The 23,764-nt window shown below is 68.7% G+C and carries 16 protein-coding genes and 1 pseudogene; 9 read left to right on the top strand and 8 right to left on the bottom strand.

Features of this window, described 5'->3' with window-relative positions:
* Window positions 1-8: 8 nt before the first annotated feature.
* Window positions 9-1,329: pseudogene (locus OXU32_04730) on the top strand (FAD-binding oxidoreductase).
* 16 nt (window positions 1,330-1,345) lie between these two features.
* On the opposite strand, the gene OXU32_04725 reads toward OXU32_04730, so the two are convergent.
* Window positions 1,346-2,716 carry a hypothetical protein gene (locus tag OXU32_04725; protein MDE0073274.1) on the bottom strand — a complete coding sequence of 457 codons (1,371 nt, stop codon included), beginning with the start codon at window positions 2,714-2,716 and terminating at the stop codon, window positions 1,346-1,348.
* Between the two features lie 227 nt (window positions 2,717-2,943).
* Here OXU32_04725 and OXU32_04720 point away from each other — a divergent pair, with 227 nt between their 5' ends.
* Together OXU32_04720 and OXU32_04715 are read left to right on the top strand one after the other, a co-directional pair.
* Window positions 2,944-3,792, top strand: a complete 849-nt coding sequence (locus OXU32_04720; protein MDE0073273.1) for a hypothetical protein — start codon at window positions 2,944-2,946, stop codon at window positions 3,790-3,792.
* Between the two features lie 27 nt (window positions 3,793-3,819).
* The gene (locus tag OXU32_04715; GenBank protein ID MDE0073272.1) at window positions 3,820-4,077 is read left to right on the top strand and encodes a hypothetical protein; all 258 of its coding nucleotides are present in this window, start codon (window positions 3,820-3,822) and stop codon (window positions 4,075-4,077) included.
* An 8-nt stretch (window positions 4,078-4,085) separates the two neighbouring features.
* Here OXU32_04715 and OXU32_04710 read toward each other — a convergent pair whose 3' ends face one another.
* Window positions 4,086-4,526, bottom strand: coding sequence for a transcriptional repressor (locus tag OXU32_04710; GenBank protein ID MDE0073271.1), 441 nt, complete (start codon window positions 4,524-4,526; stop codon window positions 4,086-4,088).
* 132 nt (window positions 4,527-4,658) lie between these two features.
* Between OXU32_04710 and OXU32_04705 the strand changes: the two genes are divergently transcribed.
* Complete coding sequence (locus OXU32_04705; protein ID MDE0073270.1) at window positions 4,659-5,225, top strand: hypothetical protein; 567 nt, start codon at window positions 4,659-4,661, stop codon at window positions 5,223-5,225.
* 91 nt (window positions 5,226-5,316) lie between these two features.
* Entirely contained in the window at window positions 5,317-7,275 is a 1,959-nt protein-coding gene (acs, locus tag OXU32_04700; GenBank protein MDE0073269.1) for an acetate--CoA ligase, read from the top strand.
* A gap of 67 nt (window positions 7,276-7,342) precedes the next feature.
* Here acs and OXU32_04695 read toward each other — a convergent pair whose 3' ends face one another.
* The 3 genes from OXU32_04695 to OXU32_04685 form a co-directional block, all read right to left on the bottom strand.
* Window positions 7,343-8,626 (bottom strand): M24 family metallopeptidase, encoded by a 1,284-nt coding sequence (locus OXU32_04695; GenBank protein MDE0073268.1) that lies wholly within the window; start codon window positions 8,624-8,626, stop codon window positions 7,343-7,345.
* Window positions 8,627-8,955: 329 nt separating this feature from the next.
* Entirely contained in the window at window positions 8,956-10,245 is a 1,290-nt protein-coding gene (locus tag OXU32_04690) for an NCS2 family permease (protein ID MDE0073267.1), read from the bottom strand.
* Window positions 10,246-10,318: 73 nt separating this feature from the next.
* Window positions 10,319-12,997: a TonB-dependent receptor gene (locus OXU32_04685; protein MDE0073266.1), complete on the bottom strand. Its 2,679-nt coding sequence runs from the start codon at window positions 12,995-12,997 to the stop codon at window positions 10,319-10,321.
* 242 nt (window positions 12,998-13,239) lie between these two features.
* On the opposite strand from OXU32_04685, the gene OXU32_04680 reads away from it, so the two are divergent.
* The 4 genes from OXU32_04680 (at window position 13,240) to OXU32_04665 (ending at window position 20,753) form a co-directional block, all read left to right on the top strand.
* Window positions 13,240-15,699: a DUF1592 domain-containing protein gene (locus OXU32_04680; GenBank protein ID MDE0073265.1), complete on the top strand. Its 2,460-nt coding sequence runs from the start codon at window positions 13,240-13,242 to the stop codon at window positions 15,697-15,699.
* A gap of 78 nt (window positions 15,700-15,777) precedes the next feature.
* Window positions 15,778-17,175, top strand: a complete 1,398-nt coding sequence (locus OXU32_04675; GenBank protein ID MDE0073264.1) for a DUF1552 domain-containing protein — start codon at window positions 15,778-15,780, stop codon at window positions 17,173-17,175.
* 14 nt (window positions 17,176-17,189) lie between these two features.
* On the top strand, window positions 17,190-19,439 hold the full coding sequence (locus OXU32_04670) for an ankyrin repeat domain-containing protein (protein MDE0073263.1): 2,250 nt from the start codon (window positions 17,190-17,192) through the stop codon (window positions 19,437-19,439).
* Between the two features lie 84 nt (window positions 19,440-19,523).
* Complete coding sequence (locus OXU32_04665) at window positions 19,524-20,753, top strand: TCR/Tet family MFS transporter (GenBank protein ID MDE0073262.1); 1,230 nt, start codon at window positions 19,524-19,526, stop codon at window positions 20,751-20,753.
* Window positions 20,754-20,810: 57 nt separating this feature from the next.
* On the opposite strand, the gene OXU32_04660 is transcribed toward OXU32_04665, so the two are convergent.
* From OXU32_04660 to OXU32_04650, 3 genes are all read right to left on the bottom strand, one after another.
* A complete protein-coding gene (locus tag OXU32_04660; protein MDE0073261.1) occupies window positions 20,811-21,899 on the bottom strand; it encodes an NAD-dependent epimerase/dehydratase family protein in 1,089 nt (362 codons plus the stop codon).
* Window positions 21,900-21,913: 14 nt separating this feature from the next.
* Window positions 21,914-22,711, bottom strand: coding sequence for a hypothetical protein (locus OXU32_04655; GenBank protein ID MDE0073260.1), 798 nt, complete (start codon window positions 22,709-22,711; stop codon window positions 21,914-21,916).
* Between the two features lie 61 nt (window positions 22,712-22,772).
* Window positions 22,773-23,714 carry an aminotransferase class IV gene (locus OXU32_04650; protein MDE0073259.1) on the bottom strand — a complete coding sequence of 314 codons (942 nt, stop codon included), beginning with the start codon at window positions 23,712-23,714 and terminating at the stop codon, window positions 22,773-22,775.
* Window positions 23,715-23,764 lie beyond the last annotated feature (50 nt).

Here is a 23,764-nt window from a genome sequence, read left to right as displayed (position 1 = left end):
GAGGGGCCATGACCGCGAAATACGTCATCATCGGGGCCGGCATCCACGGCCTCTCCACCGCCTGGCACCTGGCCCGGGAACTCCGGGCGTCCGGGCGCGGCGACGGGCGCGACATCGTCGTCATCGACAAGACCGGCGTCGGCGCGGGGGCCTCGGGCATCGCCTGCGGCGTGATACGCAACAACTACTTCCAGCCCGCCATGCGCGAACTGATGGCGCACTCGGTGGCCGTCTGGGAGAGCGATCCGGAGGGGTTCTCCTACCACCCGGTGGGCTATCTGCAGATCAGCCACGAAGCCATGGGCGACGACGTGGCCTCGATCCACGAGCAGCAGCGGGCCATCGGGTACGAATCGACCTTCGTGGAGGGCGCCGGAGCATCCCGCACCTACATGCGGGCCATTTTCGACGACTGGCAGGCCGGGGGCATCACCAGCGTGCTGCACGAGCATCGGGGCGGCTACGCCAACAACATGGCCTCCCTGGAGGGCCTGCGGGCGCGAGTGGAGGCCGAGGATGTCCGGCTCGTCTTCGGGGTCCGGAACGAGGGCTTCGCGCGCGATGCGTCGGGCGCGGTCACGGCGGTGGTCACGGATCGGGGGGACATCCGCTGCGAGCAGGTGGTGGTGGCTACCGGTCCCTGGGTAGGGAGGCAATGGGCGATGCTCGATCTCCCGGACGCGACTGCGGTCCGGGACACAGGCGGCCAGCTCCATCAGGTGCCCACCTGGACATGCTGGGCGCTTCAGGAAGGGACGCTCAAGGTCGATCCCGGCTTCCTGGTGGACAACCGGGGCGACATGCCGCCGGGTCGTGCACGTCGACACCGACGAACCCCTCTTCGACGATGAGGGACCGGTGGCCGAGGGTCCCTGGGGCATCTACTACAAGCCGGACTTCCACTTCGGGGGGGTGCAGGGCGGAACCATGCCGCGCAGGGTCGCCAGGCCCGAGTGCGAAGTCGCCATCGATCCCTACGGGCCCAAGTCCGCCGACTTCGTCGTCGGAGAGGACTTCCACCGCGCGTGGACCGCGGCGCTGGCCTTCTGCCAGAAGCGCTTCGAGAGGAGGAACCACCTGATCGGCCGGGAGCCCTCCGGGGGCATCGGCAGCTTCACGCCAGACAGCTTCCCCGTGTTCGACACCTTCGCCGACAACGTCTACTTCATCGCCGACTCGAACCACGGCTACAAGATGATCGGCGTGGGCGCGCTGGTGGCGAAGGAGTTGACCGGATGGCCGCAGGAGCTGCTCGAGCCCTTCCGCTACAGCCGCTACGCCGAAGGCCGGCTCCACCCGGTGAGCAACTCGCCCTTCCCCTGGAGCTGAGAGGCGGCAGCTCGCGTCACCGGGACTCTTCCGCCCGCCGGACCACTGGGTCGGCAGGGAAGAACCCGATCGTCTTCCACGAAACCAGCAGGAGGCCAGCAGCCACGCCAGTGAGCAGCAATCCCGGCTGCCAGACCGCCCCGCCGGCAACCCATAGCGGCAGGGTCGATAGCACCACGATTTCGACCATCGCGATCGGCAGGTAAGCCAGCCCGTAGTCATCCAGCGTCTTCGACTTCATCTGGGGGTCTACCACGCGCAGCAGAGCGATCCCCATGGCCACCACCCCGGTAGTCCAGCCGAAGGTGAAGATCCCCCGCTCGAACCAGTAGTTGTGGAAGGTCCGGCGGGCGATCCACCACGTGATGAAGGCGGCGTGGGCGAAGCCGAACACCGACATCACCAGGATGGGCGCAGCGTAGTCGGCCACGATGGTGAGAGGAATCGACGCCACCCCGAAGGCGACGAGAAAGTCGGAGATCGACGATCCGAGGCGTCCCATCGTCTGCCGGTCCACGTGCCGGCCGACGCCCACGCCGTCCAGCAGCTTCTGGAGCACCGCGCCGCAGATCACCGCCAGTGCGAACATGGGGAGGGCGGTGAAGTGGTCTCCCGCCGACTGGAGCGCCCAACGGACCGCGTGGGCGGCACCGTATGCCAGTAGCACGAGTCCCAGGTGCCAGGTGAGGGTTTCGAGGGCCAGGGGGCTGACCGTCTCCCTGGCGACGTGCCTGGCACCGGCCGGATCGATCAGCCCGCGGCGCAGGTCGGCGGGAAGCTCGCGCGGGGTGGCGACGAGACGCGTCCAGCCCGACCGCGTGGCGAGGTTGATCGCCGCGACGCCCCCCAGCACGGCCGCCAGCAGCCCGATGGTGGCGAAGGTGTACCCGATGGCCATGGCGTTCTCGTGCCCCTGGCCGGCGAGAATGGACCCGACGGCGGTGGCGGTTCCGTGTCCCCCTGCGAAGCCCGAGGGGAGCATCAGCGCGAAGGGTCCGCCCACCTCCGGGAAGAGAGGAATGAGGACGGCGCCGGCGAACAGGAGCGCGAGGCCGAACTGTCCGATCCAGGCCGAGAGATTGTAGAAGAAGGTGTCTCCCGCGCTGCGAATCATCGTCGCGAGGCCCGGTTCGTCCGCCCGCGAGCCCATGAACAGGGTGGCGAACAGGAGGATCACGAGCTCCCCCGGGTAGCGCCGCATCACCGGAGCCCCACCCTCGTCGCGCGCGAAGGGGATGAGGTCCAGTCCCTCGGGCCCCGCCGCCAGCCCGATCAGCCCCGCGAGGATGGGCGTGGGCAGGAGGATCGCCTGGAAGAGCCCGATCCGGGAGCGCAGCAGGTGGGCGACCACCAGCAGGCCGGAGATCAGGGCGAAATCCAGGAACATGGCTCGTGCCTTGCGCAGGAGGGGTGGCCCGTCCGGGTGGACCGACCGTGTGAATGGACCGGGCCCGGGCGGCGTTCGAGGCTCCGGGGGAGCGTGTTATACTTGAGAGCGCAGCCGTCGCTGTCGAGCTTCCGCGCCGCGCGGGCGCGGGTTACCGGTCGGACTGCGCGAATCCGTTCCAGCCGAATCGTCGTACGGCACTGCCGGATTCAACAGTCCGAGGACGCATGGCAAAACCCCTCCGCTGTACGACCTGCGGCGCCGCCCTGGAGACCCCGGCGCGACGATGTACCACGTGTGGCGCGGAGAATCCCGGCGGCCGCCCCCTGACCTGGGTGAAGGCTTGTCCCCGGTGCCGGCACCAGGGCTACGGGGACCACTACTTCTCGAAGCCGCAGCACATCGCCTTGCTGGTCGTCCTTGGCCTGGCCACCTCCGGCATCGGGGCTCTGATCTACTGGCTGATGCGGTTCCAGCACCGCCTTTGTCCGCGCTGTGGCCTGAACTGGAGACATGCTTCGTACCGCGCGATCTCGAGTCCGGATGCAGCCCCGGGGATCCAGCCCGGTGACGAAGCCCTCGCCCACTATGCGGATCCATCGGCTCCAGCCATCTACGCGCCCCCTGAAGATCGTTCGGCACAGGGCTGGATCCGGATCGGAGGCGGCGCCCTGCTGGGCTTCATCGGCGCAGGCTGGCTGTCGGGGGGCGCCACGGTCCTCGGCATGGGTGCCCCCGGCCTGGCTATCATGACGCTGGTGATGCTCGCTGGCGGAGCCACCGCAGTCGCCGGCGGAGCGGCGCTGATCTGGTCGGGAATCAAGAGGTTGCGCTGGCGCAGGGGATCCCCCCGTCAGCTCCAGCGCGGCATCCTCCGCCTGGCCAGCCAGCGGGGGGGCCGGCTGACCGCAAGCGAAGTCGCAGCGTACATGGATCTGTCGCCGGATGCCGCCAAGAAGCTCCTCGACGGAATGGAGCTGGAGGACAGCCAGCGTGTGTGCTCGGATGTGACCGACGAAGGGGTTATCGTATACGAGTTCCCGGAGCTGCAGCGCAGGCCGGGACGGGGACCATAGGGCATCGACCGAGGAGAGCGGCGATACATGAGGACGTTCCAGGACGAACGCGGGCGAACGTGGATTGCGACCGTGCGGGAGCGCCCGGGCCACGACTACAAGGGCCGTTATTCGTTCGTGTTCACGCCCGAAGGCCAGGAGGGCGGCGAGCCGATCGAGCTCGCCGATGTACGCTGGAATTCACTGAAGACGGCGCAGCGGACGCTCGCGACCACCTCCGGCGTGGAGTTGCGCCGGCGCCTGCGCTCTGCCCGGGGCCGGGCTTCTTCGCGGGCGCTCCCGTAGACGGGGGTCTAGTCGGGGCGGCAGCCGTCGCAGTAGCCCACCACTTCCAGCCGCAACTCGGTGACGGCAAAGCCGTCCATCACGACGGGCACGTCCACGACCGACTCCGGCTTGACCGGCGCGGGCACGTCCCGCAGCCGCCCACACTCAAGACAGCGCGCGTGGTAGTGCGGGTCCATGCGCCCGTCGTATCTGGCAGAGCTGTTCCCGCTGGCGAGCTTGCGCGCGAGCCCGCATCCCACGAGCGTCTCCAGGCTCTTGTAGACGGTTCCCAGGGAGATGCCCGGCAGGTCGGCGCGCACGTTGCGGTACACGTCGTCGGCGGTGGGATGGGTGTCGGTGGCGTGCAGAAACCGGAAGACGGCGGCGCGCTGCGTGGTGAAGCGCTGACCGCTCCGCTCCATCGCCTCCCGGAGGAGGACGTCGCTCTGCTCGGACTGGGTCAACATCGCAAGTGATCTTCGGCCCGCCGTGGCTGACAGCCAACTGAAACCGGGCCTTCAACACGTATTCCCCTGACCAGCCAACGTAATGAGCGGGGCAAAAATGTGTCAACCGGAACCGAGCCGCCCGAAAGAGGGATGATGGATCCCGGCGAAGGCCCGCTGCTGACGCTGGAGCCGCTGATCGATGCCGTTCGGGAAGGGATCGAGAAGGCTGGCTGGACGCTCTCCGGGATGCAGAAGACGACCAGCCACCAGTTCGAGGGCCGCTGGGCCGGCGAATCGACGCGCAGCGCCTATCTCTTCTTCCACCAGCCGGGCGGCCGTAATCCGGTCAGCGTGGACGTCTTCCTCGACGAGACCTCGCAGGGGCTCGGCGGCAACCTGACGCTCGCCGTGCAGGGGCCGTCCCTGGAAGACCTCGGGGACTTCACGGAGACGCTCGGGGAACTGACGCGGGTGGCGAATCGCGAGCTGACCCGGGGGCACAGCACGCCGGTGACGCTGCGCGCGACCGTGCCGCACCGGAATGCGCGCGCCGCGGATGCCCGCACCGAGTGCCGTTTCAGGCTCGTAATCCCCGATGTGGCGATCGACGCAGGGGCACGCGTGGTGCGCACGCTGAGCACGGCCACGGTGAAGTCGTTCGAGGCGCTGCTGGCGAGCCGGGTTGTGGCCGACTTTCTCGGGGCCGAAGATTCATGAGCGGCGGACGCTGGGAACCGATAATCACCAGTAGATGACAGCATATGACAGTAGACAGGCACGACATGTCACCAGGCAGCGGAGACGTGAGATGAGCGGCAAACCCGGAGTGCTCGACGACCTGTTGCGGGAGACCCGGCTCTTCCCGCCGAGCGACGAATTCCGCGCGCAGGCCAACCTCTCGGATCCGGGCGTCTACGAGCGCGCCGCCGCCGATCCGGAGGGGTTCTGGGCCGGATGGGCCGGGGAACTCGACTGGTTCGAGAAGTGGCACACGGTGCTGGAATGGAATCCGCCGCACGCGCGCTGGTTCCTGGGCGGCAAGCTGAACGTCTCGCACAACTGCCTCGACCGGCACCTGGGCGGCTTCCGCCGCAACAAGGCTGCGCTCATCTGGGAGGGGGAGCCCGGGGACACGCGCACCTTCACCTACTGGGACCTGCACCGCGAGGTGTGCAAGTTCGCCAACGTGCTGCGCGGGCTGGGGGTGCGGCGGGGCGACCGGGTGGCGATCTATCTCCCCATGATTCCCGAGGCGGCCATCGCCATGCTCGCCTGCACCCGCATCGGCGCCGCGCACTCGGTGGTGTTCGGGGGATTCAGCCCGGAGTCGCTGTCGGGGCGGATCAACGACGCACAGGCATCCACCGTGATCACCGCGGACGGCGGCTGGCGGCGGGGCGGCTACGTCGCGCTCAAGGCCAACACCGACGTCGCAGTCGCGGAGTGCCCTTCGGTGGAGAACGTGGTGGTGGTGCGGCGGGGCGGGCGGCTGAGTGCCGACACCCCCGTGGAGATGCAGGCGGGGCGCGACCACTGGTACCACGAACTCATGGAGAGGGCGAGCGCCGACTGCGCGCCGGAGGCGATGGACGCTGAGGACCTGCTCTTCATCCTCTACACCTCCGGCACGACGGGTAAGCCCAAGGGCGTGGTGCACACGACCGGCGGCTACCTGACCCAGGTGCACGCGACCGCGAAATGCGTCTTCGACCTGAAGGAGGACGACGTCTTCTGGTGCACCGCCGACGTGGGATGGGTCACCGGGCACAGCTACATCGTCTACGGTCCGCTGGCGGCCGGAGCGACCGTGGTGATGTACGAAGGGGCTCCCGACTGGCCGCGCAAGGACCGCTTCTGGGCCCTCTGCGCCAAGTACGGCGTGACCATCTTCTACACGGCGCCCACGGCCATCCGGGCATTCATGAAGTGGGGCGACGAGTGGCCGGCCGGGCACGACCTGTCGCAGCTCCGCCTGCTGGGCACGGTGGGCGAGCCCATCAACCCCGAGGCGTGGATCTGGTACCACGAGACCATCGGCGCCGGGCGCTGTCCCATCATCGACACCTGGTGGCAGACCGAGACCGGGGGGATGATGATCACGCCGCTACCGGGGGTGACCGCGACCACGCCGGGGAGCGCGACGCGGCCCTTCCCGGGCATCTCGGTTTCGCTCCGCGACGACGACGGCAGGCGGGTAAAGGCCGGGTATCTGGCCATCGACCGGCCCTGGCCCGCGATGCTCCGCACCATCTACGGCGACGACGACCGCTACCGCGAGGTCTACTGGTCGAAGTGGGACGACGTCTACTTCGCCGGGGACGGCGCCAAGGAGGACGCCCACGGCTACATCTGGGTACTCGGCCGGGTGGACGACGTGCTCAACGTCGCGGGGCACCGCATCGGCACCTCCGAGGTCGAGAGCGCGCTGGTGGAGCACGAGGCGGTCGCGGAGGCGGCGGTGGTGGGGCGGCCCCACGAGGTGAAGGGAGAGGGAATCGTGGCGTTCGTCAGTCTGCGCCAGGGGTTCCAGGCCTCCGACGAGTTGATGGCCGGGTTGGGACAGCATGTGCGCACCAAGATCGGCCCCATCGCGCGCCCGGACGCCATCCTGTTCACGGCGGAGTTGCCCAAGACGCGCTCCGGCAAGATCATGCGCCGCCTGCTGCGGGACATCGCGGAGGGGCGTGCCCTGGGGGACACTACGACGCTGGCGGACCCGTCGGTTGTACAGCAGTTGACCGAGGCGTACGCGGACACGGAGGGGTAGGGGAAGGGGATTCGCCCGTGGGCAGCCCAGCGCGTCCTGCCGGGTTGTCCACCTTCGGGGTCCATTCCTATCGGATCACGTACCACTCCGTCTGATAGGGCCGGAAGTACTCGTAGCCGTCGGGCGTGAGATACCCGTCGTCCTCCATCGGAATCGTTACCCTGCCGCCGCCGTATTCCGGGACCGCCGACGTGGCGCTGAACTCGATGGAGCGATAGGCGCCGTTCCTGAGATGGGAGTCCCGCTCCGGGGGCGAGGACAGATCCATGTCGCGCGCGTTGATGTTCGGGCCCAGCGCGTGTCCATGGTAGCCGATGGGGTGTGAGTACAGGCTGGGCAGGAAGTCGACGCCTTCGAGCCTGGCGGCGATCGCGAGGGTGGCCTCCCAGCCGGTCATCCCCGGGCGAGGCTCGGACGCGAACGCCTCGTGCACGATGTTGGCGTTCCTGAGCGCGGTTTTGAGTCCTTCGGGGACATCGTCTTCGCCTTCCCGCAGGATGTAGGCGACCTTCTGCCAGTCACTGGCGAAACCGATGTAGTCGAAGCCGCAGTCGAGGTGGATGATGTCGCCCCGCTGGAAGACCAGGTCGTCGGGCGCGGGATGCACGTAGGGGATCATCTCGCCGTAGTCGGTATCGTAGCGCTGCACGGCCACGTGGATCTCGAACCAGGGCACGCCGCCGACGCCGAGCTCGGCGATGGTCTCCTCGAAGAACCACTTGATGTCGCCCGCGCGGGTCTCGCCCGGGGTGATGACCACGTTCGAGAACGCAGTCTGAGCGATGACATCGGTGGCGAGCACGAGCTGGCGATAGTGCTCCAGCTCCTCGGGCAGCCGGGTATCGAACACGTCCTCGATGAGGTCGGCGGCGGAGACGAAGCGGGATTCCGCTTCCGGGCCCAGCGCGTCGGCGAGAAACAGGTAGCTGTCGTGGGTGAGAGCGCTGTCGTGGCCGCGAGATCCGCCGATGTTGAGCCCGATGGTGGCGGGCCCATAGCGCTCCATCAGCGCTCCAAGCCCGGCACGGGTGTCCTGGATGCCGCGGGCGTTGCGTGCGGCCGGGAGTGGCTGGAAGAAGCGGCGGTAGTCCTCCGTCGGGCGCCAGTAGTCGGAGTAGGCCGCGAGCCCGTCCTCGCCGGCATCCACGAACACCATGACATCGCGCCGGCGCGTGTAGCGCAGGGGAGGGGCGACGAACTGGGTGACGGGGTCGGGGTGGAATTCCTCGCTCACCACGATCCACATCTCGATTCCGTGCTCCCGCATCTGCTCGAGCAGCAGGGGACGCTTCCGCGCGAGCCAGTCGAGGCGGACCTCGTACTGGGTGCGCATTCCCAGGAGCTCGGGCATCCCGGGGATGATGCGGCCGTCAAAGAGTTCGACTGGCCGGGAGGATACGGATGGACGTTGGCTGGCAGAGCGGGTGGCGGCTGACTGTTCTGTCGGAGCGCAGGAGGCGATCAGGGCCGCGATGGCAGCCAATGATCCGGTTCTCAGAGGAGCGGGAGTCGTGTGCATCGGCAAATTCCTGTATGAATCATGTATGAAACCTGTATGTCACATTGATACGCAGGTGCCACCGCCAGCTTCGCGCGGGTGCTTCCCACACTACCATATGTTGTGGTTCCTGCGCCTCATCCACGACATGTTGTGGCCTATGGCTGCTGCCGCGCAGACTCCTAGGTGATCGCGAAGCGAATCCCGAACAGCACCGCCACGATCACCACGGCGGCGTTCAACTCGGAGGCGCGCCCCGAGAACAGCTTGATGAGCGCATAGGCGATGAACCCCATGCCGATGCCGGTGGCGATCGAGTAGGTGAAGGGCATCGACAGCGCGGTCACGATCGCCGGCACGCACTCGGTGAGGTCGTCCCAGGGGACGTTGCGCAGCGCCCGCGCCATAATGCAGCCCACGAACAGAATTGCCGGAGCAGTCGCGAAGGCGGGGATGGCGGTCGCCACCGGCGCGAGCACCAGCGCCGCCAGGAAGAGGCCCGCCACCACCACCGCGGTGAGGCCCGTGCGCCCGCCGGCCCGCACCCCCGCCGCGCTCTCGATGTAGGAGGTCGTGGTCGAGGTGCCGAGGAGCGCGCCGACCATGGTGGCCGAGCTGTCGGCGACCAGCGCCCGCCGCAGCCCCGGAATCCGCCCGTCCTCGTCGGCGAGCCCGGCCTCGTTCAGCACCGCGACCAGGGTGCCGCTGGTGTCGAACAGGTCCACCATCAGGAACGAGAAGACGATCGCCACCAGCCCCACCTCGATCGCCGCCGCCACGTCCAGCTGGAAGGCCGTGGGCGCCAGGGAGGGCGGGGCGGACACCACTGACTCGGGCGCCGGGGACAGGCCGGACAGCCATCCCACGACCGCCACCGCCAGGATGCACAGCAGCACCGCCCCCGGCAGCCCGCGGTGCTCCAGCGCCACCATGGCGAGAAAGCCCAGCACGGCCAGCAACACCGTCCACTGGCCGAGGTCGCCGAGCGTGATCAGCGTGGCCTCGCTGTCGACCACCACCCCCGCGTTCTGCAGAGCGATGATCGCCAGGAAGAACCCGATCCCGGCCGCGATGGCCATCTTCTGCGAGCGCGGGATGCTGTCCACCACCCACTTGCGCACCGGCAGCACGGAAAGGATGAACATCAACACGCCCGACAGGAACACCGCTCCCAGCGCGACCTGCCACGCCAGCCCCATCGTGCCCACGGCGATCGCCACGAAGTACGCGTTCAGCCCCATCCCCGGTGCCAGGGCGATGGGGTAGTTGGCCCACAGCCCCATCACCAGGCAGCCGAACGCCGAGGCCAGGCAGGTGGCCACCAGCACGGCCCCGGTGTCCATCCCCGCGCCCCCAAGAACCAGCGGGTTGACGAAGATGATGTAGGCGAGGGTCAGAAACGTGGTGCATCCGGCAAGCACCTCGGTCCGGACGGACGATCCGCGTTCCTGAAGCTGGAAATAACTCAGCATGAGGCCCGCTCCTGCGACTGGAAGAGATTCGTCATGAGATCCGCTCTCGCGACCTGGGACAATCCGTCATGGTTCAGAAGTCGTAGCGTACCCTCACGAGCGCCAGCCTGCCCAGCTCCGGAGCGCCCACGAATTCCTGGTGCAGGTTGTCCAGGGCGTTGTAGACGGTGAACTCAACGCGCGTATCTGTTTGAAATGGAAGCAGATAACCGGCTGTGACGTCCACGACCTGGTAGGCATCCACGCGCCCGCTGAAGACGCCCGAACTCATCTCGAAGGCGTCGGAAAGGCGCCAGCGCCCGTCGAAAGTGAATCCCGCGGCGCGGTCGGTGTAGGCGAAGCCGAGGGCGCCCTTGTGGCTGGGAGCGTTGAGGGCGAGGTCGTCCGGGCCGGGGCAGTGGCCGTCGTCGTCGAAGTCGAAGCAATCCGTGTTCTGGAACGAATACCCCGCGGTCAGGCTGACCCGGTCGGAGACGAGGTACTGCGCCGAGAAGTCGGCTCCCCAGTAGCTCGCCGATCCGAAATTCCGGCTGGTGAAGACCATGTCATGCACGTCGAACCCGTCCGGCGTGACCACTCCCAGCGGCACCGACACGAGCCCCGCGGCCAGTTCGGTCATCTGCCCGGGTGTGACCAGCCCCGCCTCAACCAGCGGGCCGAGCCGGCTCTGCAGGAACGCGCCGGCCGAGGCCGGGTCGAGGAAGACGTTGGGCGACTCCACCTTCAGGGCGCCGACAAAGTTCTCGACATTGGCGTAATACACGTCGGCGGCCAGCCTCACACGGTCCTGGATCAGCCCCTTGTACCCGGCCTCGATCGTATTGAAGGTGGTCGCGACGAGGGGAGGGACCGCTCTTGGTCCCGGATCGAGGGGGAAGATGTCGCCACCCTCGACGCCAAGCGCGTTCGGGTCGAAGCGCCGCAAGACCGTGCCCAGCGCCGGATCGCCGGGGCGATTCCCTGGCCCCATCAGGAGCGGGTGCAGCATCTCCGGCGCGAACTGCGTCACCAGCGCGTCCCAGAACGGCGCGGCGTTTGCGGGGAGCTGGCCCGGCATGAAGGGCGATCGCATGCAGTAGTCCATCAACCCGCCGGAGCAGCGGTCCGAGAAGCTCATGCCGTCGCCCGGGACGCCGAAGGCGCGCAATGTGTAGCCGATGCCCGGGACGATCGGCAGCCTGCCCGAAGCGATGTCGAGGAAGAGCGCCGACGTGGAGGGGTTCGCGAAGGCGCGATTGTAGGTCAGGCGCAGGTTGTGGCCTTCGGCGGGACGGAAGACGAGCGCGGCCCGCGGCGAGAAGTTCAGGCCGGTCAGGCGGTTGTGATCGTCGACCCGAAACGCGGTCACCAGGTCGAATCGGCTTCCGAGCCGCGTCTCGGAGTGCAGGTAGGCGCCCGCCTCCACGAGGACGTCGTCGTCTTCGTTGCGCCCGTAGATGGTGCCCTGGGAGCGGGGCTCGATGCGCTGCCAGTCGATCCCGTAGGTGAAGCTCTGGCGGGTGCCGAGATCCAGGCCGTGCTGAAGCTGGGCGGCCATGGTGCGCGAGCGGTCGACGATGAGATCCCCGCTGCGCAGCAGGTAGCTGTTGTGGCCCGAATGCGTCTGATTGAGGAAGAACTGCCCGAAGAAGCGTCCCTTCAGCAGCCGCGCCTGGGTGTAGCGGTACTGCCAGTCGTGGGTCTGGGAGGAGCCGATGGCGGTGAGGTTGATGCTGCTGAGGGAGTTGTTGAGTCCGCCCGAGACGATGAACTCGCCGTCGTCCGCGAAGCGATAGTCCGCCCGCACGTCGCCGAAAAAGCGCTCGTTGAGCGGGTTGCGGATCCCGATGCGCGGATGGTCGGGCTCCTCCGTGCGCGCCTGCACCTCCCACGGGTCCTCGTACTCCCAGTCTTCGCCGCGGAGATACTGGCCCGACACCTTGAAGCCGAACCGGTCGGAGACCGAGTGCGCGCTGCGCAGCAGGAACTGCACGACCGACCTCTCGCCGCCGCCGAGCGTGACGGTCGTCCCCGGCCGGTCGATCGGCGACCAGGTGATGATGTGCATCACGCCCTCGGCCGCGTTGGGCCCGTAGAGCGCCGCGCCCGGGCCGCGCGCCAGCTCGATGCGCTCGATGTCCATGTCGGTGGTCGGGATCATGTTGATGGCGTTGATCCTGAGCGCCGGTATGCGCGCATAGCGGTTGTCGACTATGCTGAGCAGCCGTCCGGAGGCCACGTTGTTGAAGCCGCGCACGACCGCGTAGCTCTGGGTGAGACCGGTGCTGGCGAGGTCGACTCCCGGGAGCGTCCTGACGTGGTCCGCGGGGGTTCGCGCGATGATGCGCGAGATCTGCTGGTTGGTCAGGGTGGAGACGGAGGCCGGGGCGTCGAGCTCCTTCTCCTCCCGGCGAGATACGGTCACGACCAGTTGGTTGAGGACGAGCGCGCGGGAGCGGAGCTGGATGGCGACCGATGCCGTTTCTCCGGCCACCACGGTTACACCGTCCGTGCGCGAGGACTCGTGCCCGATGAGGGTGACCAGGAGGGAATGGGTGCCAGCCGGCACGGAGACGCGGAATTCGCCGGCGGCGTCGGTCACCGACGAGGTGGCCGCCGCACCCAGAACCTCCACCGCGGCGGACGCCAGCGGCGCGCCGGTCTCCATGTCCGTCACTCGGCCGGCGATGGCGCCCTCCTGGGCTTCCAGTTGAACCGCCGTGAGAACGAGCGCAAACAGGGAACTCACCTGGAGCCCGTGCAAGGCACCCATCGTCCGCCTCCCCTTTAGCCGCAACGTCAGGACCATCGTAGGATAAGACCGGCTGCCGGAGACCCCGGCAAGCGGCCTGACGAGCTGACGCGGACCGCTACGGCAAGGTCGGTTCCAGGCGGGCTGTTCCGCATGCGGCACATCGTTACATTGAAGGGTTGTCCTCGTCCGGCTGCGAGTGCCTGGCGGGGACCCTGGGTGGAGGGGCTGCCGGACCGCGGCCCGCTCGGCAAGGAGAAGTCATGAAGGTTCTGGCCGCCGCGGTGGCGCTGGGGGGTGTGCTGCTGGTCGCGGAGGGAGCGCGCGACGCCGGCTCCTCCGACGTGACGTATGGGCCTGCCCCGGATGCATATCCCGCATACGACGATGCCCATCCGGTTCTCCCCGCCGATCTGGGCTCCGTCCCCGTCGAAGACGTCGTCGAGCGCTACTGCACCCGCTGCCACAGCGAGCGGCGCATGCGCGGCAACCTGTCGCTTGAGGGGTTCGATGTCACCCGCGCGGACGAAAACGCCGAAGTTGCCGAGCGCATGATCCGCAAGCTGCGCGCGGGCATGATGCCGCCGCCCGGCTCGCGCCGCCCCACCGAGGACACCCTCACCGCGCTGGCGCAGTACCTGGAGGACGTGGTGGACGAGGCGGCGGCCGCCCGCCCGTATGCGGGCACCCGCCCGTTCCAGCGCCTCAACCGGGCCGAGTACGCCCGCGTCATCCACGACCTGCTGGGCCTCACGGTCGACCCGGAGGACTGGCTGCCGCCCGACCGCATCAGCGAGAGCTTCGACAACAACGCCGAGGCCCAGACGCTCACCCCCACCCTGATGGACGCCTACCTGGCCGCCGCCAGCGATATCGCGCGCCGCGCCATCGGCGACCGCGACGCGGCCACCACGTCCGTTACCTACGGCAACCCGCCCTCCGTGTCCCAGCACGAATGGGAGCGGGTCGAAGGGGCGCCCTTCGGCACCCGCGGAGGTGTGAGCGTCCTGCACTCCTTCCCGGCCGACGGGGAGTACATCTTCTCGATGAGCTTCATGTCGGGCTGGGGCGAGCGCGACCACGACATCGACATCTCCGTCAACGGGGAGCGGGTGGCGCTGTTGCGCTACGGGGGCGACATCGACTTCCAGGGGCGCAAGGGCTTCCCGGTGCGCACCGACCCCATCCCCGTGCGCGCGGGCGAGCACCGCCTCACGGCTGCCTTCATCCGCCAGATGGACGGCCCCTACGAGGACCTGATCCGCCCCAACGACTGGTCGCTGACCGGCACCGAGACCAGCTACGGGACCACTTCGCTCCCGCACATTATGAGCCTGACGGTCGAAGGGCCGCACAACACCACGGGCGTGTCCGATTTCGACGCCCGGCGGCGGGTCTTCTCCTGCCGGCCCACGGCCGCCGCCGAGGAGCGGCCCTGCGCCCACGAGATCGTGTCCCGGCTCGCCGCGGAAGCCTACGGCCGCGACGTGAACGACAGCGAGGTGAGCGATCTCCTCGTCTTCTACGGGATGGGTTCGGAGGACGGGGGCTTCGAAGCGGGCGTGCGGACGGCGCTCGAGGCGATCCTCTCGAGTCCGCACTTCCTCTTCCGCATGGAGCGGGAGCCCGGGGATGTGGCGCCCGGAGAGATCTATCCGCTCGCAGGCGAAGATCTTGCGGCGCGCCTGTCCTTCTTCCTGTGGGGCGCCGGCCCGGACGCCGAGCTGGTGGCCGCAGCGCGCGAGGGAGCGCTCTCCGATCCGGTCCGGCTCGAGGCCCAGGCGCGCCGGCTGCTGGCCGATCCGCGTTCGGAGGCGCTGGCCACCCGCTTCGCGTCACTCTGGCTGCGCCTGCAGGACGTGGAACTGGTCAGCCCGGACGCGTTCCGCTTCCCCAACTACAGCCGCCAGTTCGCCGATGCGATGCGGCGCGAGAGCGAGCTCTTCTTCCACAACCTGATCCGCGAGGACCGGAGCCTGCTGGAGCTGTACAGCGCCGACTACACCTTCGTGAACGAGCGGCTGGCGCGTCACTACGGCATCCAGGGCGTGCAGGGCGAGGCCTTCCGTCGCGTGGGCTATCCCGACGATCGCCGGCGCGGAATCCTGGGCCACGGCAGCATGCTGGTCCAGACCTCGCTCGGAAACCGCACGTCGCCGGTGCTGCGCGGCTTGTGGGTGATGGAAGTCCTGCTGGGTACCCCGCCGCCACCTCCTCCCCCCGGCATCCCCGACCTGGAGGAGACCGCAAGCGCGCGCGACGGCAAGGTCCTGACCACGCGCGAGCGGCTGGAGGCCCATCGGGACAACCCGGACTGCGCCTCCTGTCACGAGCTCATCGACCCCATCGGGCTGGCGCTCGACAACTTCGACGTGACCGGCCAGTGGCGCATCCGCGAGGAGGGCACGCCGCTCGACACCCGGAGCACCTATTACGACGGGACCGAGATCGAGACCCCGGCGGATCTGTCTCGCGTCCTGCTCAAGCGCCCCATTCCGCTGGTGCGGCAGTTCACCGAGAGCCTGATGGCCTATGCGCTGGGGCGGGGGATCGACCATCGGGACCAGCCTGCCGTTCGCGCCATCGCGCGCGAGGCCGAGCGGAACGACTATCGCATGTCGTCCTTCATCGTCGGAGTGGTGATGAGCGACGCGTTCCGCATGAAGCAGGCACTGGCGCTCGCCGATGGCGAGAACAGCGGGGCCCGGGATACATTCAACTGATATGACCGCGAACCGCGCGCTCGACCGTGTACGGCACGGGCGGGCCCGCGTCCATCATCCTTCATCCTGGATCGTGGCATGCATTTTCTGACCAGCAAGGCTCTTCCGCGGCGAACCTTCCTGCGCGGGGCGGGCGCCACCCTCTCGCTTCCGCTGCTGGACGCGATGATTCCCGCCGGTATCGCGCGCGGGCGCGCGGAAGGCGAGCCGACACGCCTGATCTGCATCGAGGAGGTGCACGGCGTCGCCGGCTGCAACGAGTGGGGCGCCAGGCAGCATCTCTTCGCGCCCGTCACCCAGGGACGGGACTTCGAGCTCAGCGACATCAACGTGCTGAAGGGGCTCGAGCCGTGGCGTGACGACATGACCATCATCAGCAACACCGACGTGCGCATGGCGGAGGCCTTCGCGCCGCCGGAGGTGGGCGGCGACCACTTCCGCTCCAGCGCGGTGTTCCTGACCCAGTCGCATCCGAAGCAGACCCAGGGATCCGACATCTACTGCGGAACCTCGCTGGATCAGTTGCACGCCCAGCGCTTCGGGCAGGACACGGTGCTGCCTTCGCTCCAGCTCTCCATCGAGCCCACGGACTCGGGGGGCGGTTGCGACTACAACTACTCGTGCTCGTACATGGACTCGATCAGTTGGGCGTCGCCCGACCTGCCGCTGCCGATGATCCGCAGCCCGCGCGCCGCGTTCGACATGCTCTTCGGGGCCGGCGGTAGCACCGACGAGCGGGCACGGCGGCGGCGGACCCACGGGAGCATCCTGGACTGGGTTGCCGGCGAGGTGGCCGACCTGCGGCGCCAGCTGGGCGCGGTGGACCTGCAGCGGGTGGACCGCTATCTGGACAGCGTCCGCGAGATCGAGCGGCGCATCGAGCGGGTGGAGGAGCGCAACACCAGCGGAGCCCCGCGCGAGCTGCCCGGCGCTCCTCCGGGCGTGCCCGACTCCTTCGAGGAGCACATGCGCCTCCTCTTCGACCTGCAGGTGCTGGCCTTCGAGACGGACGCCACGCGGGTCGCCTCACTCAAGATGGGACGGGACGCTTCCAACCGCAGGTTCCCGGAGAGCGGTTCGGACCGGGCCTTCCATCCCGCCTCTCACCACGGCGGCAACGAGGAGGCCATCCTCGAGTTCAACACGATCTGCCAGTGGCGCACGGGACAACTGGCGTACCTGCTGGAGCGGCTGCAGGAGACGATGGACGGGGAGATGAGCCTGCTGGACCGGTCCATGGTCATCTGGGGCTCGCCGATGGGGGATGCGAACCTGCACAACCACAGGCGGTGCCCGCTGGTGATCCTGGGCGGGGCCAACGGCCAGCTTGAGGGCAACCTGCATCTGAAGGCCCCGGACGGCACGCCGATGGCCAATGTGTTCACCACGCTGTTGCACAAGCTCGGCCACGAGGATCTGGTCACGTTCGGGGATGCAACCGGCGAGTTCTCCCTGACCGTGCCGGTGACGTCATGAAAACGGCGGGGCCGATGGGAAGCCCTCGCGGGCGGGCGCGCTTGCTGGGGATGGCGATCGTGCCGCTGCTGCTGCTGGGCGGCGGCTGGTCCGACGCGCCCGTGGCCGACGCGGCGGCGCGGGGCGATCTGGAGGCCGTGCGGCGCCTGTTGCGGGAAGGCGCGGACGTGAATGCGCCCCAGGGCGACGGCATGACCGCGCTCCACTGGGCCGCCGAGCGCGGCGACGCCGAACTCGCGGACGTGCTGCTCTATGCCGGCGCGCGTGTGGACGCGGGCACCCGCATCGGGCACTACACGCCCCTCCACCTGGCATCCCGGCGCGCGCGCGCCACCGTGGTCGAGGTGCTTCTGGATGCGGGCAGCGACCCCAACGCGAGCACGACCAATTCGGGCGCGACGCCGCTCCACCTGGCGGCGGCCACCGGCGATCCCGCAGTGGTCGAGGTACTGGTCGAGGCCGGCGCGGACGTGAACGGGCGCGAGGGCGCATGGGGCCAGACCCCCCTCATCTTCGCCGCCGCCAGCAACCGGGTCGCGGCCCTGGAGGTGCTGCTCGGAGCCGGTGCCGATCTATCGCTGGCGGCCTGGTCGGTGGACGTGGCGGAGCGCGAGCGGGCGGACGCCGCGGCCGACCGCCGCCTGAACGAGTTCCTGGCCGACTTCAAGGAGAAGGAGGGCGGGGGTCCGGAGTGGCAGCCCACCCCCAGCCAGGTGCAGGCGGCCATCGAGGCTTCGCGCGAAATCCAGCGCAGGTGGCCCGACGTGCCCGATCCCGCGAACGACGGGCGCACCATGGCCAACCAGGAAGGGCAGATCGAGGCGGAGGAAGAAGGGGAGGGCGAGGAATCCGGGACCGAGGCTGACGCGGCTTCCGAAGCGGAGGAAGACTCCGGCGAGCCCGCGGAAAGCGGGGAGGCCGACGAGGCATCCGAGGAAGCCGAAGGGGACGAGGAGGAATCCACGGACGACGAGGGAGACGAGGACGAATCCGCGGACGACGAGGACGGCGATCCCCGTCCGGACGAAGAGCCCCGGCCCATGTCCTACGCGCAGATGGTGGGCGCCTGGGGCGGATTGACGCCTCTCCTGCACGCAATCCGGCAGGGCCACGTGGAGGCGACCCTCACGCTGCTCGAAGCCGGCGCGGAGATCAACCAGGTCTCCGAGGGCGACCAGACCTCCCCGCTCCTGATGGCGTCCGTGAACGGTCAGTTCGACCTCGCCCTGACCCTGCTCGAGCGCGGCGCCGACCCCAACCTGGCGAGTCAGGCGGGCACGACCCCGCTCTTCGCGGTGCTGGAGCGGCAATGGGCGCCGCGGGCGTCCTATGCGCACCCCACCGAGCATCTGCAGCAGAACGCGACCCATCTGGAGGTGCTGGATGCCCTGCTGGAAGCCGGCGCCGATCCCAACGCGCGCCTGAAGGCCCATCTCTGGTTCATGGAGTACACATTCGGGGTGCTCCGCGGCAGCGGCATCAACCTGCAGGGCGCGACGCCGTTCTGGAGGGCCGCCTATGCGCTCGACGTGGATGCGATGCGACTCCTGAAAGAGCACGGCGCCGATCCCGGCATCCCGACCATGAAGCCGCCCCAGCGCCGCCGCCGCCGTCCCCCGCCGCCCCCGGAACCGGCGCCGGCGGAGGAAGCGGTCGTCGAGGCTGGAGAGGGTGAGGCCGTTGAAGGTGAGGAGGCCGAGGGCGAGTCCGAGACGGAGACGCCGGCCAGCGAAGAGCCAGCCACCGAGGCAGCTGGAGCCGAGGCCGAGGGTCCCGGCCTGGCCAACGCCGAGGGCGAGACGGATGAAGAGGAGGAAGAACCCGCACAGCAGGGCTATGGACGGGGCGACGACGACGATCTCTCCGGCGTGCCGTCCGTCCCCACCGGCGGGCCCGCCATCTACCCGATCCACGCTGCCTCCGGCGTCGGCTACGGCCAGTCCTTCGCGGGCAACGCGCATCGCTACGTGCCCGACAACTGGCTCGCGGCGGTCAAGTTCCTGGTGGAAGAGGCCAACGCGGACGTCAACGTGCGCGACGCCAACGCCTACACCGCGCTCCATCACGCCGCGTCCCGGGGCGACGACGAGCTGGTGCTCTATCTGGTGGAGCACGGCGCCGACGTCACGGTGCTGAGCCGCAGGGGCCAGACTACCGCCGACATGGCCAACGGTCCGGTGCAGCGCGTGCAGCCGTTCCCGTCCACCATCGCTCTGCTGGAGCGCCTGGGGTCGAAGAACAACAACAACTGCGTGTCCTGCTGAGGGCTTGATCCCGAGTCTCGGCGAGCTCGGCTCCCGGACGTCTCGAACCAGCCCTCCCGACCCTCCGCTCCAGGCGTCGACCCCGTGGTGAAGTCCTCCGGACAGCGCCGCAAGGCCGCGATGATCTTCATCCTCATCACGGTCTTCATCGACATGCTGGGGATCGGCATCATCATCCCCATCCTCCCGGAGTTGATCCGGGAATTCGTGGGAGGAAGCTCCGCGCTCGCGGGGCGCTGGTACGGCGTCCTGGCGGCCACCTACGCCGTCACCCAGTTCCTGTTCGCGCCGCTTCTGGGAGCGTTGTCGGACCGGGTGGGACGCCGGCCCGTGATCCTGATCTCCCTCTTCGGGCTCGGAGTCGACTACCTCATCATGGGGTTCGCGCCGACGCTCGGCTGGCTCTTCGTGGGCCGCCTGATCGCGGGCGTGATGGGCGCGAACGTCACCACCGCCAACGCCTACATCGCCGATGTGTCGAAGCCCGAGAACCGGGCAAGGAACTTCGGTCTGATCGGCGTGGCCTTCGGGCTCGGCTTCATCTTCGGCCCCGCCATAGGCGGTCTGCTCGGAAGCATCGACCTGCGGCTGCCGTTCTTCGCCTCGGCGGGACTCGCGCTGGTGAACTGGCTGTACGGCTTCTTCGTCCTGCCGGAATCATTGCCCCCGGAGAAGCGCGACGTCTTCCGCTGGCGCAAGGCCAACCCGGTGGGCAGCCTCCACGTGCTGCGTACCTATCCTCTCGTCGCCGGGCTGACCGCGGCCTTCGTCTTCGTCATCCTCGCGCAGCGCGGGCTCGAGACCGTATGGGTTCTCTACACGGGACACAAATTCGGGTGGGACGAGCGGGCGAACGGGCTGTCGCTGGCCCTGGTGGGCATCATGTCAGCGATCGTCCAGGGCGGGCTGGTCCAGCCCGTGATCAAGCGCATCGGCGAACGCCGGGCGGTCCTCTACGGCCTCATCTGGGCAGTGGTCGCGTTTCTTGGCTACGGGTTGGCCACGGCCGGATGGATGCTGCTCCTAGTCATCGTCGTCGGCTCGATCAGCGGCGTCGCCGGCCCCGCGATCCAGAGCCTGGTGGCGGGCGCGGTCCCTCCAGAAGACCAGGGCAAGGTCCAGGGCGGCATCCAGTCTCTCATGAGCCTCACCAGCATCGCGGCGCCGCTGATCTTCACGGCGGGGCTGTTCAGCTACTTCACGTCGGCGAGCGCGCCGGTCCAGTTGCCCGGGGCGCCGTTCCTGCTGGGCGCCGTGATGTACGGGCTGGCGTTCTGGTCGGTGCTGAGACTGTTCCGGAGGATGCCAGGGTAGGGGGGAGGTCCGTCGGGAAGCCGAGGGGCCTGCGTGATTGCGCTGGAGTCGCGTTCTCTAGCGGTACGCCGCCAGCAGCTCCACCTCGCGCTCCGGTGTCAGCCCCGATCTCAGCTCCTGCCGCTCCGCGTCCTGCGCGTTGAACCACTCCAGCGTGTCGCGCGCGGTTTCCTCGAGCGGGCGCATCGCGAAGCCTGCGTCGAACGCCTTTTCGCCGTTGACCTGCATCATGCCCAGGTAGTCGCCAGCGGGCTCCGTCCAGTAGGTCAGGGCCGAAAGGCCGTGGTCCTGCAGGAAGCCGGCGTTCACCCACGTCAGGGTAGCGTCGGAGCCAACGGCGGAGCGCGTCCGCTCGAGCAGGCCGCCCATCGTGAGCGGCTCGCGCGGACCTGTCACGTTGTAGGTGCCCGTCAGGTCGTTTTCCACGGCCCGGATCATGAAGGCGGCCAGGTCGCGCACGTCGACGTGCTGCATGGGGTCGTCGGGGCTTCCGGGTGCAAGCACTTCGCCGCCGCGCGCCAGCCGCACCGGCCAGTAGGTGTAGCGGTCGGTCGGGTCGCCGGGCCCGATGATGTAGGTCGGGCGCAGGACCAGGTGCGTGTCGGGGAAGGTCGTGCGGGCTTCCTCCTCGGCGAGCGCCTTCAGGGCGCCGAAGGTGCGGCCGTTGACGACCTCGGTCTCCGGATCGTCGATGGTGTCGACCGGGGCGTCCTCGCGGATGTCGGTGGTGAGGTACGGGATGTAGACGCCGGTCGAGGACACGAAGAGGTACTTGCCGACGGAGCCGCGCAACGCTTCGGCCGAGAGGCGCACCCAGCGCGGAAGGTTGGCCGAATTGTCGATGACGACGTCCCACGTGCGCCCTTCCAGCGCGGCCAGGTCGCCGTCCCGGTCGCCGATGAGGGTCTCGAGGTCGGGGAAGAGATCCGGGTTGGTGATGCCCCGGTTGAAGAGGGTGACCTCGTGCCCCCGCGCCAGGACGCTTCGCACCTGGTTGGGGCCGACGAAGCCGGTGCCGCCCAGGATGAGAATGCGGAGGGGTGCCGGCGCCGGTTCGTCCAGGCGGCAGGCGCCCACGCCCAGGCCGCCGACCGCGAGCGTCGTGGTCTGAAGAAAGCGGCGGCGTGAGAGGCGGGTGTCGGGCATCTCGTTTCCTTTGCTCAGCGCAGGAGCTTCCGGTGCCATGGCTCCTCCTCGCTCCGGAGATTCTCGCCGCGTTCCAGTCGGTCCAGAAGACCCTCAAGTGCGAGTTTCGTTCGTTGCCCCGCCTTCCGCAGCCCGGCTCGTGCGGAGGCCGTCGCGAGGCCTGTGAAACCCGAGAGGATCGCGAGTCCGCCCAGAAGCGGAAGGATACCGCCTCCCGTAGCCATGAACAGGCCGACACAGCCGGCCGCTCCCGCCAACCCCATTCCCGTGAACCAGCCGGCCAGGTGTTCCGTTCGAAGGTTGCCGATGTCGGCTGTCAGCGTAACGAGTGACCAGCCGCTCTCCAGGGCTGCCACGCGGATCTGGAGGTCGCGCACCTTGGCGAGCGTATACCGGCGCCCGCCGACATCAAAGGCGCGGCGCATCTGGTGGACGAGGCCGCTCCCCGGCTCCCAGATCGATCCACCCGATCGTGAACGCACTTGTCTGAGAAGCTCTTCCTGTCGCAGATAGGACTCGAGGTTCGCCTCCACTTCCGTTGGGCTTCCGGGCACCACCCGGCTCGTGCTCACGATCGCGGGACCTGCGATCCGCCGCGCGAGTCCCTCGTCGGGAGGCGCGTCGGGGACGAGGGAGGCGGCCTCGACTTCGGCGAGGGCCTGCCGGACGTACCGCTCCTCGATCCCGACCTCCGCGCCGATCTGAACGACCTCGCCCGCGCGTAACTCCCCGCTGGCCGGCTTGGAACGTCGGAACTGGAGATCCGCCGCGCGCAGGATTACGCGCTCGAGTTGCTCCCGCGTGACCGTCACTGAGCCGCTCGACCCCTGCGCGGGGGGATCTGATCGCGGCGACGACTCCTCGCGGCGCCCGTCAGCCGGCGGCATGCCCGCCTCCTGCCACAGGTTGCCTCTCTCCCGCAACGACCGTTCCCGCGAGGCCCGTCAACTCCCGGAACAGATCGCTCAGCCTTGCCGTCATCGGCCCCGGCTTGCCGTCGCCGATCGTGCGCCCGTCGATCTCGGTAACGCTGGCCAGTTCGCCCATCGTGCCCGTGCAGAAGGCCTCGTCGGCGCGGTACGCTTCCGTGAGGGAGAGGTCCTTCACCCGCGAGGGGATTCCGTTCACATCGCACAGCTCAAGGACGGTCGCGCGAGTGATTCCCTCCGGGCATGCAACGGCCCGGCCGGTCATCACGACCCCGCCGGTCACGACGAAGAAGTTGGTGGCGTTGGTTTCGGCGATGAACCCGCGCCTGTCGAGCATGAGCGCGTCGTCGGCGCCCGCGGCGTTGGCTTCGATCTTGGCCAGGATCGACTGCAGGAGGTTGGCGTGGTGAATCTTCGGATCGAGCGCATCCGGGTCGAAACGCCGGAGGGCGCTGGTCACCAGCCGGAGTCCCGAACGGTCGTAGACGGGTGCCTTGTGCTCGGCCAGCACGATCAGCGTGGGGCCGGACCGGTTGAGGCGCGGATCCATGCCGCTGGTGTGCTTCACGCCCCGGGTGAGCGTCAGCCGGATGTGCACGTTGTCGCGCATCCGGTTCGCCGCCAGTGTGCGCCGGATCTCCTCGACGATCTCCTCGCCCGAGGGAATCTCGGCGAAGGCGAGCGCGAGCGCCGACGAGCGGAGCCGCGCGAGGTGCTCCTCAAGCTTGAAGATCCGCCCAGCATAGAGCCTCAGTCCTTCCCAGACCGCATCGCCGCCCTGCACGACCGAGTCGAAAGGGCTCACTCCCGCCTCGTCCCGGTGCACGAGCCGGCCGTTGATGTTGACGATCAGGTCCCGGTTGCGTTCGTCGAAGCGCTGGAGCATGGGTTGGGATGTCTCAGGGCTCGGGGCAGCCTTCCTGCAGGCGCGTCCTG

The sequence above is a fragment of the Gammaproteobacteria bacterium genome (assembly GCA_028819075.1).
In the GTDB taxonomy this organism is placed as follows: domain Bacteria; phylum Gemmatimonadota; class Gemmatimonadetes; order Longimicrobiales; family Gaopeijiaceae; genus BD2-11.
The sequence above is the reverse complement of the archived record's forward strand: the minus strand, read 5'-3'. Positions and strand labels throughout refer to the sequence as shown.